Below are 12054 nucleotides of genomic sequence, written 5' to 3' on the forward strand. Positions count from 1 at the left end.
CGGGCCCACCGCGCCCGGCGCCGGCCCCGGCCGTGACGTCGGTGACGCGTCCCGCGATCCGGCCGACGAGCGCCCTTTGCTGTCGACCGCGGGGGTGCTGCCCGTGCGCCACCGCTGGCCGTGGCCGGGCGCGGCGCCGCTGACCAGCGTGCTCGTGGTGCTCACCACGATCGCCGCCCTGGAGATGCTGCGGATCTCCGGCCCGGTCCTCGACGGGGTGGCCGTCCGCCACGGCGTGCCCTGGGCCGCGCTCACCGCCGTGGTGACCTTCGGCGCCGCCGCGCTCGCCGGGCCGCTGACCTGGTGGGTCGGCTCCCGGGAAGCGGTGCTGCTGTCGGTGTGCGGACTGGCGGTGCTGCGGCTGGTGGTGCAGTTCCCCGCCGCGCGCGGGCTGCTGACGGTCTCGGCCGCGGTGGCGGCGGCGCTGATCGCCCTGCTGATGGTGTTGCGCGCCGCTCTCGGCACCCAGGACGGGCCTGCCTGGGTGGCCCGGGCCGTGGCCCTGGGCGTGGCGATAGACCTGGCGGTGCGGCTGCCGCTCGACCTGTGGGACCCGGTGTGGCGCGGCGGGCCGATCGGCTGGTCGGTGGCGCTGCTGCTGGCACTCGCGCTGGCGGGCGCCGCCTGGGCGCGGTACCGCGAGAACGCCTCCGTCCCCATGCCCGTCACCGCGCAGCTCGCCGTCGCCGGGCCGGTGCTGGCGCTGCTGGGGGTCTTCCTCGCCTCGCCCGCGTTCCTGGCGTCGCAGGGCGGGATGTCGCAGGCCTCGGCCGGCATGTGGATCGCGGGCGGCGTGCTGCTGGGGATCGCGGGCCTCTCCCTGCCGCCCCTCCCGGTCGCAGGCCCCGTGGCGGCGGTGGCGCTGCCTGTCGCCGTCCTCGGACTGCTGGTCTCGCCCGCGCCGCTGGCGGGCCCGCTGACGCTGCTGGCGCTCGCCCTGCTCCCGCCGCTGCTCACCCGGGCCGTCACCCTGCGGGAGGAGACCCGCCGCCGGACCGCGCTGCTCGGCATGACCCTCGCCGGCCTCGGGTGCGGCCTGGGCTACGTGGCGGTCGTCCTGCCCTACCAGGCGCACTACGAGATGCCGATGCCGGTGCCCAACCTCCTCTTCCCGGTGCTGGGCGCCGCGGTGATCGGCTGGGCCGCCTGGACGGCGAGCCCGCCGGCGCGGCCCGCGCGCGCCGTCGCTCCGCTGCTGACGGCAGGGGTGCTCTTCGCGCTGCCGCCGCTCAGCGGCGCGGTCTCCCCGGCGCCGCACCCGCTGCCCACCGACACCGCCGACGGTTCCTACCGGCTGCTGTCGTGGAACGTGCACTACGCGGTCGACCGCGATGCAGAGCTGGTCCCCGAGCAGATCCTGTCCGTCGTCCGTGACTCGGGCGCCCACGTCGTGGTGCTCCAGGAGGTGCCGCGCGGCTGGCCGATCGCGGGCGGTACCGACCTGCTGGCGTGGCTGGAGAACCGGTTGGACGTCACCGCGGTGTGGGCGCCCGCGGCGGACCGGCAGTTCGGCAACGTCATCCTCACCAGCCTGCCGGTGACCGAGTCGTACGCCCGCTCGCTCCCGCAGGGCGGCGGCACCATGGGCCGGTCCTACGCCGTGGCGGAGATAGAGCTCGCCGACGGCCTCACCACCCGGGTGGCCACCACCCACCTCCAGCACGACGACGCGCGCGAGACGCGCCTCGCGCAGTTGGGGATGCTGCTCGCCGACCACCGGGACGACCCGTTCTCGGTGCTGACGGGGGACTTCAACGCCGAGCCGGGCTCCACCGAGATCGACACGGTGCTGGACGCCGGGTTCCGCAGCGCGCAGGACGAGGCGGGCGATCCGGAGGTGTTCACGGCGCCGACGCACGATCCCGCGCACCGCATCGACTGGGTCTTCGGGAGCGAAGGGGCAGACTTCGAGGAGTTCGACGTCCTGGACTCGAACGCCTCCGACCACGCCCCGCTGACCGTCACCGTCCTCCAGCGCTGACCGCCTTCGGCGTCCCTCCGCACGACCCCGGCCACACGACCGGCGGTTCTGCGGCCCGGCCGGGCCGCAGAACCGCCGGTCGTCGAGGGTGACGCCGGACCGGCCCACCGCCGTGGCGCGGGCGGGCCGTTCGGCGCGGCCCCAGCTGCCCTCGCTGCCGCGAGGTGGGGCCGCGCCGCCGTGGACCGCGCCCGGGGAGCCCCTGGCCGGTCCGGCGCCGGTCGTACCCGGGCCCCGCCGGGCGGGCGCCGGGAGATTCGTCGTTCCTGCCGCACAGGAGCACAGGAGCACAGGAGCACAGGAGCGCAGGAGTGCGGGAGAGCGTGGCGGTGGCGTCTGGCCGGCGGCGCGTGTCGCGCAGGTGGCCGCAGGTCCGCGGAGTCGGGAAGCGGACCGTCGGTCGTGCGGGGAGCGGCGGACCGACCGTTCGCGCGGCGTCGCTCCTCCGGCCGCTGTTGCCGCCGCTTGTCGGTACGGGGCCGCTCCCTGGTGCGGGGTCCGCGGCGACGGGTGCGGGCACCCGTACCGGGCGGAGCCCCGAGCCCGCGCCTGCTACGGACCGGCCCGGGGCGGCTCCCCTGCCGCTGCCCGGACCGGCCACCGCTCCGGTGCCGCCGGTGCCCCCCTCGGGCCCCCCAGCGGCCTGCACCGTCCGACACCCGGAGCCGATCCCCCCGGTGTCCGGCGGCGGCCGAGCCCCCCCTCCGAGCGGAACGACCCCACCCCCCAGTGGGGTGGTTCCGCCCGGGAACCGGCCGCCGGCCCCGGCGCCGCCCCCTGGTCGGCGTCCGGTGGTCGGACGGTGCCCGGCACCACCGAGGGCACCGGACCGGGTTGCCCTCCCCGTGGGGGCAACTCGTGAGGACAGCGTGGCAGGCGGCGTTAAACGTCTGCTAAACGTCGGCCGACCGGCGTCGACCCCGTGCCCTACCGGCGTTCGACGGCCCCGGCCTCCCTCGGCGGTGTCCACCGTCCACCCGGCTTCGCCGTTCTCCCGGCCGCCGTGGGCGTGACGGGCGGGCACCGGTCACGGCGGCCGGGGCAACGGCCGGGAGCGCGCCGGGCCGGCGGGCCCGGGCAGGCGAAAGCCGCGGCCACCGAAGGGTGACCGCGGCGGGGCGCCGCCTTCAGACGGCGGGGGTGCCGGTGGCGTGGTTGTCGCCCAGCGCGCGGTCCTCTCCGGGCTTCGGGGTGCCGGTGGCGTGGTTGTCGCCCAGCGCGCGGTCGTCCCCGGGCTTGGGGGCGCCGGTGGCGTGGTTGTCGCCGAGGGCGTGGTTGTCCTTGCTGTCCTGCGGCTTGGGCGTGGTGGTGGTCATGTGGTGGCTCCCTGCCGAGTTGCGGACCGTGCTTCCGTCGCCGGACCGTGCTTCCTCGCCGGATCGGGCGGCGGTCACCGCGGGCGGCCGTCACCGCCCGCGGTGGTCCGGACGTTGCCAGCGCACGATAAACGTTCTCTTGACGCCAACTCTCCCGGGGGCCGTGTGGATCCGTGCCGCGGACGCGCCCGCCGCGCGGCCACCGGTCACTGGCTGCCGCAGTCGACCAGCCGCCGCATCTCCGCGGCCTCGGGCCGCCCGGCCCTCTCGTAGAGCTCCAGCGCGTTCCCCCAGCACACCCGTGCCCGGTCGGGCTGGCCCGAGTCGTGGAGCGCGTGGCCGAGGAGGCTCAGCACGTTGGCGCGGCGCCACTCGCCGCCGACGTGCTCCAGCACCGTGAGCGCCCGTTCCGCCGAGGCGGCGGCCTCCGCCGGTTCGCGGCGTGCGCGGCGCAGTTCGGCCAGCCGGAACATCGTCATGCCCTGCCAGATCTGCTGGCGGTTGGTGTCGAACCCCTCCAGCGCGGAGCTCAGTTCGGCGAGCGCGCGGTCGTGGGCGCCGGCCGCGGTCAGCGCCATGCCGAGCGCGTAGCGGGCGTTGGCGAGCCGCAGGGTCGCGCCCAGTGTCCGGTAGGCCTCCAGCGCCTCCTCGGCGAGCGAGACCGCCGAGTCGAGCCGGCCCGCTCCCAGATGGACGCGCGACAGGTTGCTGAGGGCGCTCGCCTCCCCGGGGCCGTTGCCGTCCGCGCGGAACGCGGCCAGCGCCAGGCCGAGGTGTTCCTCGGCCTGCCCCAGCTGTTCGCGGTAGAGCGCGATGATCGCCCGGTCGTTGTGCGCGTTGCCCGCCGTCACCGGGTCCGAGGAGCAGCCGGGCAGCGCGGTGACCGACGCCGACTCGGCTTCGGCGTCGTCGATCCGGCCGACCATGCGGTGGCTGTGCGCCAGGGAGATCCCGGCGCGCCCCTCCGCGACCTCGTCCCCGGCGTCCCGTGCGGCGGCCAGCACGGCCTCCGCGCAGCGCTCGTAGTGGAGGGCGTACGCACCCGACTCCGTGAGGTCCTTGGCGGCGATGAGCGTGTCCACCGCCGCGCGCAGGGTCGATCCCCGGGCGGCGAGCCGCGCCGTGGTGAGCAGGCTCTCGGCCTCGGTGAACAGCCAGTCCAGCGCGGCGTCCGCATGGGGGAACACCAGCCCCGGGTGCCGTGTGGCGGTGAGGTGGTCGAGGGTGCGGTCGCCGGGGCGTTCCATGGCGAAGACCCGCTTGGCGGTGGCCAGGTAGAAGTCGAGGAGCCTGCCGAGGGCGGCGTCCCGCGCGGCGGGCGGCTGCTCGTCGCGTTCGGCGCAAGCGCGGGCGAACAGCCGCACCAGGTCGTGCATCCGGTACCGGCCGGGCGCGGCCGACTCGACGAGGCTCGTGTCGACCAGCGACTCCAGCAACTCCTCCGCCTGGTCCGGTTCCTGGCCCAGCAGCGCCGCCGCCGCGTGCAGTGAGGTGTCGTGGCCCTCCGCGAGCCCCAGCAGTCGGAAGGTGCGGCGCTGCGCCGGGCTCAGCTGGCCGTAGCCGAGTTCGAAGGTGGCCTTCACCGCGAGGTCCCCGGCGGTGAGTTCGTCGAGGCGTCGCCGCTCGTCGGAGAGCCGGCGGGCGAGCGCCGCCACCGTCCAGGTTCGGCGTGCGGCGAGCCGTGCCGCGGCGATGCGGATCGCCAGCGGCAGGAAACCGCAGGCGGCGACGGTGTCCATGGCGGCCTCGCGCTCGGCGCGGACCCGCTCGGCACCGACGATCTTGGCGAAGAGCTCGATGGCCTCCTCGGGGCTCATGACGTCCAGGTCGACCAGGTGCGCCCCGGCAAGGTCGATCATCCGCATCCGGCTGGTCACCAGCGCGGCGCAGGTTGCTGTGCCGGGCAGCAGGGCGCGCACCTGGGCGGCGTCCCGGGCGTTGTCGAGCAGGACCAGGACCCGGCGCCGGTCGAGCAACGACCGGTAGAGGGCGGCACGTTCGTCCCGACCCTCCGGGATCGTCGCCTCGGGCGCGCCGAGCGCGCGCAGGAACGCGGCAAGCACCGCGGTGGGGTCGGCCGGCCCGGCCGACTCGCCCCGCAGGTCCGCGTAGAGCTGCCCGTCCGGGAAGTGGTCGCGGGCGGCGTGCGCCACGTGCACGGCCAGGGTCGTCTTGCCCACGCCGCCGATACCCGCCAGCGCCGACACCGCCATGACGGAGCCGCCGACCGTCGCCAGCCGTGCGCCCAGCTCACGGACCATGGAGCTGCGTCCGGTGAAGTCGCTGACCGCGGCCGGGAGTTGGCGCGGCTCCGCCACGGTGTCGGTCGCGCGGTCGTGCTGCGGTTCGGGCGCCAGGGCCTCGTCGGCGGTGAGGATCCGCTGGTGCAGCTCGGCGAGTTCCGCCCGCGGCTCCACGCCGAGTTCGTCGATGAGGATGCGGCGGCCGTCGGCGTAGGCCGCCAGCGCCTCCGCCTGCCGCCCGCAGCGGTACAGCGCGAGCATCAGCAGCTCCCGCAGCCGTTCCCGGAGCGGGTGCGCCGTGGTCAGTGCGGTCAGTTCGGAGACGGACTCGGCGTGGAGCCCCGCGCGCAGCGCGATCTCCAGCCGCGCCTCGCGGAGCGACAGCAGTCGTTCGATGAGGCGGTCGCGGTGGCGTTCGGCGGCCGGCCCGGGGACTCCGGCCAGCGGCTCGCCCTCCCACAACTCCACGGCCTCGCCGTACAGTCCGTGGGCGCGCGCCGCGTCGTCCTGCTCGGCCGCCCGCTCCGCCGCCGTGATGATCGACTCGACCTCGCCCAGGTCGAGGGTGTCGTCCGGGCCCAACCGGAGCGCGTACCCGCCGGCCTCGCTGACCAGCGCCGCCGAGCGGGTCCCGAGCGCCTTGCGCAGCCGGGACGCGTAGGTGCGCAGTGTCGGCAGCGCGTGGGTGGGAGCGTCGATGCCCCATATGGCGGCGAGGAGTTCACCGGCGGTCGCTGGTCGGCCGCGCCGCAGCAGCAGCTCCGCCAGCAGCGCCCGCTGCTGCGGGGTCCCCGCGGGCAGCGTCGAGGCGCCGTCGTGCACGAGGACGGGGCCGAGCACCGTGAAACGCAGCCCCGGTGCGGCAGGGGGCGGTGGTGCTCCGGCTCCTTGCCTGGGCTGGGGGACCCGCGTCCTGGCGTCGGCTCCCTGTCCGGCCGTCATCTCCACCTCTGCTCTCACCGGTGCGCCCGCCGCCGCGCGCCGTCCGCACGCCCGCGACGTCTCCCGGCGGTAAGTGTGCCTGGTACCGGGGCCGGACCGTAAGGTGCCCGCCCGTCGTGGTCACGGCCCGCCGACCTCGGCGGCCCCTCCCGCCTCGCCCCCTGTCGCCCACCTCCGGGCGCCGCACGGCGGTGTGCCGGGACGCACCGCGGTGGCCGGGGTGACGATGCCGGCCGTGCCCCCCTGGCCCCGGCCGGGCGCCCCGTGCCGCGCGTGCCCGATCCCCCGATCGCGCACGGTCGCACCCGTGGTGGTCCGCGCCCCCGTCGGCCGGTGCCGACGGTCTCTCACTCTACCCACGCGGGGAGCGCACCGGCGGTTGCGCGATACCGGTCCGGTACGGCGCAGCGCGCCGACCGGGGCCCGTCCACGGCGCCGTGGTCGGGCGCGGCGCCGGTGCGGTTCCGCGGCGACGTGTCAGGGGAGGTGGGGGCCGCCCTTTCCGCCGGGGGCGGCGGACTCCCGCGCGGTCTCCGTCGCGTCGGCCGCCTCCGGCGGAGTCGTCGCCGGGGCGCCGCGCAGTCTCAGCCCGGCGTGGACGGCGCCGACGACCAGCGCCACCACGGTGATGCCCAGCGCGAGGTAGTACCCGCGGTCGAAGGCGGAGTTGGCGGCGTCCAGCAGCGCTGCACCCGCCGCCGGCGGCAGCGTGGCGGCCTCGGCGACGGCCTCGTCCAGCCCGCCCGCGGCGCGCTCCGGCACCCCGTCGGGCAGCCGGACCGTCGCGGTGTACAGGGAGGTGAGGACGCTGCCGAGGACGGCGACGCCCGTGAGGCTGCCCAGCTCGTACGACACCTCCTCCACCGAGGCGGCCATCCCCGCCCGGTGGGCCGGGGCGTTGCTGATGATGGCGACCGACGCGGCGACCATGGCGGCGCCCTCGCCGATTCCCACCAGGACCAGGCCCGGCACCAGCCAGCCGTGGCCGGCCGGCGTGAGCAGCAGCAGCAGGGCGACGCCGACGGCGCCGACCGCCATCCCGCCGCTCAGCAGCGGTCGCACACCCCAGCGGTGGAGCAGCGCACCGCCGAGGATGCCGGCGGGCAGCGACCCCAGGGCGAACGCGGCGACGATCAGGCCCGCTTCCAGCGGGGAGAGGCCCAGCACCAGCTGAAGCCGCTGGGTGAGGACCAGTTGGACGCCCGCGGTCGCGAACATCGCCAGCCCGGCGGCGATCACGCCCGTCATGATGCGGCGGTCGCGCAGCAGCGCGAAGTCGATCAGCGGGTATTCCTGCCGGTTCTGGCGCCGGACGAACAACCAGAAGCCGACGACGGACACCAGCAGGGCGAGGGCCACCACCGGCAGCGAACGCGTCGGCTGCGTCACCTCCTTGACCGCGTAGACCAGACCGACGAGTCCGGCCATCACCAGCACCGAGGCGACCGGGTCCCAGGGCTTGTCGCCGCGTCCGCTGCTCTTCGGCGCGACCAGCAGCGTGGCGGCGAACGCGGCCACCACCACGGGGACGTTGATGAGGAACACCGAGCCCCACCAGAAGAACTCCAGCAGCAGGCCGCCCACGATCGGGCCGAGTGCCGCACCGCAGACCGCGACCGACCCCCAGACCCCGATGGCGATGCCGCGTTCGCGTTCGTCGTCGAAGGTGGTGCGGATGAGGGAGAGCGTCGCGGGCATCATCGCCGCCGCGCCGACGGCGAGCAGCGCGCGGGCGGCGATGAGGACCGCCGGGTCCGGGGCGAACGCCGCGAGGAGTGAGGCGGCCCCGAAGACGACGAGGCCGATCAGGTACATCCTGCGGTGGCCCACCCGGTCGCCCAGGGTGCCGGCGCCCAGGAGCAGCCCGGCCATCACCAGGGGGTAGGCGTTGATGATCCACAGCTTGGCGGAGGCGTCGGCGCCGAGGTCGGAGGTGAGGGTGGGCAGGGCGGTGTAGAGCACCGTCATGTCCACCGAGATCAGCAGCAGGCCGGCGGAGACGGTTGCCAGCACGGCCCAGCGGCGGCGTGGCGTCATGTCGTCCTCGTTCCCCGCGCGCACCGGGCGCGCGGTCGTCGTGTGTTCGGTGGTGGTCCGGGGCGGCCCGTCAGCGGCGCGCGGCCCGGTGGCTCCGCGGCCGTGATCCCCGTGCGGGGTGCGGGGTGCGCGGGGCGTCGGTCGGCGGTGTCAGCCGGTGGTGTCGGCCGGTGGCGCGGCCGGGGTGTCCGACGGTTGCCGTGTCGCGGGGGCGTCGACCATCCCGGTCAGCCGGCGGTACAGCTCCGCGCGGACGTCGTCGGGGAGGGTCACGCCGCTGGTGGCCTCGAACAGCCAGGCGCCGTCGGCCGCGAGCCGTGCCAGGAAGAGGTCCATCCGGGGGTCGTCCGCGGACCGCGGCTCTGCCACCCAGCGGTTGATCATCACCTGCCAGGGCTCGGCCATCGAGGCGCTGCCGGCAGCCTCCACGAGGAAGGCCAGCTCGGCCTTGCTCACGCTGCCGTGCGCGTCGGCGCGCACGTAGGCCGCGGCCCGCGCCCGGTCGTCGGCCTCCTCCGGCGGGCCGCCCAGCTCGGCGCGCAGCTGCCCCTCCCAGGTGTCGACCAGGTGCTGCTGGATGGCGACCAGCAGCTCCTCCCGGGTCCGGAAGTGGTACATCAGGCCGCCCTTGGTCAGCCCGGCCTCCTCGGCGACGGACTCCAGGGTCAGGTGGGTGATGCCCTCGCGTTCCGTGACGCGGATCGCAGCGTCGAGGATCAGCGGTCGTGAACTCGGTCTCATGGTTCGTAACTGTACCATCCGGATGGCAAAGTTACGCAGGTGGAGCGGTTGCCTCCGCCACGCGACCCCCGCGCCCTGCCCTCGGGGGCCGCCCGCTCGTATCCTCGGACGATGACCATTACTCCCCAGTACCCGACCGCCAACGCCATGCGGCGCGCCCTGCGTCGGGCCGAGGACGGCGTCACCCTCGACGTCGCGGAGGCCGCCGTCCTGCTCCAGGCCCGGGGCGCCGACCTGGAGCGGCTGTGCGCCGCCGCGGCACGGGTGCGGGACGCCGGCCTGGAGGCCGCGGGCCGATCCGGGGTCATCACCTACTCGCGCAACGCCTTCGTGCCGCTCACCCGGCTCTGCCGGGACCGCTGCCACTACTGCACCTTCGTCACCGTCCCCGGCCGCCTCCGCCGCGACGGCGCCGGCATGTACCTCAGCCCCGACGAGGTCCTGGAGATCGCCCGCCGCGGCGCCGCCGCCGGATGCAAGGAGGCGCTCTTCACCCTCGGTGACCGCCCCGAGGACCGCTGGCCCGAGGCGCGCGAGTGGCTCGACGCCCACGGCTACGACGACACCCTCTCCTACCTGCGTGCCATGGCCGTGCTGGTGCTGGAGGAGACCGGGCTGCTGCCGCACCTCAACCCCGGCGTCATGAGCTGGACCGACTTCCAGCGCCTCAAGCCCGTCGCCGCCTCCATGGGCATGATGCTGGAGACCACCGCCACCCGGCTGTGGTCCGAACCGGGCGGCCCCCACCACGGTTCGCCCGACAAGGAGCCCGCCGTCCGCCTCCGCGTGCTGGAGGACGCCGGACGCTCCAGCGTCCCCTTCACCAGCGGCCTGCTCATCGGCATCGGCGAGAACCCCACCGAACGCGCCGAGTCCGTCCACGCCCTGCGCCGCGTCGCCCGCGCCTACGGCGGCATCCAGGAGGTGATCGTCCAGAACTTCCGCGCCAAGCCGGACACCGCGATGCGCGCCGTCCCCGACGCCGGACTCGACGAACTCGCCGCCGCCGTGGCGGTGACCCGCGTCGTCCTCGGACCCGGCGCCCGCATCCAGGCCCCGCCCAACCTCGTCGCCGGCGAGTACGCCCTCATGATCGGCGCGGGGATCGACGACTGGGGCGGCGTCTCCCCGGTCACCCCCGACCACGTGTCGCCCGAGCACCCCTGGCCCCACGTCGACGAACTCCGCGCCCGCACAGCCGAGTCCGGATTCGAACTCGCCGAACGCCTCACCGTCTACCCCGAGTTCGTCCGGCGCGGTGAGCCCTGGCTCGACCCCCGGCTCCGCCCGCACGTCGCCGCGCTCGCGGACCCCGCGACCGGACTCGCCCGCCCCGACGCCGCGCCCACCGGCCTGCCCTGGCAGGAACCCGACGAGCCGATGACCGCCACCGGCCGCACCGACCTGCACCGCACCGTCGACACCGAGGGACGCACCGGCGACCGGCGAGCCGACTTCGACGAGGTCTACGGCGACTGGGAGGCACTGCGCGAGGCCGCAGCCCCCGGGCTCGTCCCCGACCGGCTGCCCGGCCCCGCCACCGCCCCCGAGCGGATCGACGCGGAGGCGCGCGCAGCGCTGGCCGTCGCCGCCGACGACCCCACCCGACTCACCGACGAGCAGGCACTCGCCCTCCTCCACGCCGACGGACCGGCGCTGGACGCCCTCTGCGACACCGCCGACGCGCTGCGCCGCGACACCGTCGGCGACGAGGTCACCTACATCGTCACCCGCAACATCAACTTCACCAACGTCTGCTATACCGGCTGCCGGTTCTGCGCCTTCGCGCAGCGCCGCACCGACGCCGACGCCTACACCCTCTCCCTCGACCAGGTCGCCGACCGCGCCGCCCAGGCGTGGGACGTCGGAGCCGTCGAGGTCTGCATGCAGGGCGGCATCCACCCCGACCTTCCCGGTACCGCGTACTTCGACATCGCACGCGCCGTCAAGGAACGCGTCCCCGGCATGCACGTCCACGCCTTCTCCCCGATGGAGGTCGTCAACGGCGCCGCGCGTACCGGCCTCTCCATCGAGGACTGGCTCACCGCCGCCCGCGAGGCGGGGGTGGACTCCCTGCCCGGCACCGCCGCGGAGATCCTCGACGACGAGGTCCGCTGGGTCCTCACCAAGGGGAAACTCCCCGCCGCCACCTGGCGCGAGGTCGTCAGCACCGCCCACCGCCTCGGGATGCGCACCTCCTCCACGATGATGTACGGCCACGTCGACCAGCCGCGCCACTGGCTGGGCCACCTCCGCACCCTCGCCGACATCCAGCGGACCGCGCTCGAAGCCGGCGTCCCCGGGTTCACCGAGTTCGTCACGCTGCCCTTCGTCCACACCAACGCGCCGGTCTACCTCGCGGGCATCGCCCGCCCCGGCCCCACCGCCCGCGACAACCGCGCGGTCACCGCCATGGCCCGCGTCCTGCTGCACCCGCACATCACCAACATCCAGACCAGCTGGGTCAAGCTCGGGTCGGAGGGCGCCGCCGCCATGCTGCGCTCCGGCGCCAACGACCTGGGCGGCACCCTCATGGAAGAGACCATCTCCCGGATGGCGGGCTCCGCCTACGGCTCCCACATGACGGTCGCCGGGCTCCGGGGCATCGCCGACGCCGCCGGGCGCCCCTCCCGGGCCCGCACCACCACCTACGGCACCGTCCCCGCGGAGCGGCTGCGCGCCGCCGAGGCGGCGGACGGCAGACTCCCCGAACTGCTCCCCCTGCTCCCGGCCGCCGACGGACCCACCGCGGAGGGGGGTGGCGCGGGCCGCCCCGCGGCGGGCTGAGTCGCGC

The 12054-nt window shown here is 75.7% G+C and carries 6 protein-coding genes; 2 read left to right on the forward strand and 4 right to left on the reverse strand.

The window, feature by feature from the left end:
* Nucleotides 1-1981: endonuclease/exonuclease/phosphatase family protein (locus tag HCJ92_RS17475; RefSeq protein ID WP_209311258.1), on the forward strand; the 1981-nt coding region annotated here is incomplete at its 5' end.
* 1127 nt (nucleotides 1982-3108) lie between these two features.
* On the opposite strand, the gene HCJ92_RS17480 is transcribed toward HCJ92_RS17475, so the two are convergent.
* The 4 genes from HCJ92_RS17480 to HCJ92_RS17495 all read right to left on the reverse strand — a co-directional run bounded on the left by HCJ92_RS17480 (nucleotide 3109) and on the right by HCJ92_RS17495 (nucleotide 9260).
* Nucleotides 3109-3297 (reverse strand): hypothetical protein, encoded by a 189-nt coding sequence (locus tag HCJ92_RS17480; RefSeq protein WP_167934551.1) that lies wholly within the window; start codon nucleotides 3295-3297, stop codon nucleotides 3109-3111.
* Between the two features lie 206 nt (nucleotides 3298-3503).
* Entirely contained in the window at nucleotides 3504-6482 is a 2979-nt protein-coding gene (gene afsR, locus HCJ92_RS17485) for an SARP-family global regulator AfsR (RefSeq protein ID WP_167934552.1), read from the reverse strand.
* Between the two features lie 477 nt (nucleotides 6483-6959).
* On the reverse strand, nucleotides 6960-8519 hold the full coding sequence (locus tag HCJ92_RS17490) for an MFS transporter (RefSeq protein WP_167934553.1): 1560 nt from the start codon (nucleotides 8517-8519) through the stop codon (nucleotides 6960-6962).
* A gap of 150 nt (nucleotides 8520-8669) precedes the next feature.
* Nucleotides 8670-9260 carry a TetR/AcrR family transcriptional regulator gene (locus HCJ92_RS17495; protein ID WP_167934554.1) on the reverse strand — a complete coding sequence of 197 codons (591 nt, stop codon included), beginning with the start codon at nucleotides 9258-9260 and terminating at the stop codon, nucleotides 8670-8672.
* A gap of 111 nt (nucleotides 9261-9371) precedes the next feature.
* On the opposite strand from HCJ92_RS17495, the gene HCJ92_RS17500 reads away from it, so the two are divergent.
* Nucleotides 9372-12047 carry a bifunctional FO biosynthesis protein CofGH gene (locus tag HCJ92_RS17500; RefSeq protein WP_167934555.1) on the forward strand — a complete coding sequence of 892 codons (2676 nt, stop codon included), beginning with the start codon at nucleotides 9372-9374 and terminating at the stop codon, nucleotides 12045-12047.
* Nucleotides 12048-12054 lie beyond the last annotated feature (7 nt).

Source organism: Streptomyces spiramenti (assembly GCF_012034385.1).
Classification (GTDB): domain Bacteria; phylum Actinomycetota; class Actinomycetes; order Streptomycetales; family Streptomycetaceae; genus Streptomyces; species Streptomyces spiramenti.

What these genes read in the sequence shown, in the direction of transcription:
- HCJ92_RS17480 (WP_167934551.1), bottom strand. Translation starts at nt 3,297, where the DNA reads ATGACCACCACCACGCCCAAGCCGCAGGACAGCAAGGACAACCACGCC.
- afsR (WP_167934552.1), bottom strand. Translation starts at nt 6,482, where the DNA reads ATGACGGCCGGACAGGGAGCCGACGCCAGGACGCGGGTCCCCCAGCCC.
- HCJ92_RS17490 (WP_167934553.1), bottom strand. Translation starts at nt 8,519, where the DNA reads ATGACGCCACGCCGCCGCTGGGCCGTGCTGGCAACCGTCTCCGCCGGC.
- HCJ92_RS17495 (WP_167934554.1), bottom strand. Translation starts at nt 9,260, where the DNA reads ATGAGACCGAGTTCACGACCGCTGATCCTCGACGCTGCGATCCGCGTC.
- HCJ92_RS17500 (WP_167934555.1), top strand. Translation starts at nt 9,372, where the DNA reads ATGACCATTACTCCCCAGTACCCGACCGCCAACGCCATGCGGCGCGCC.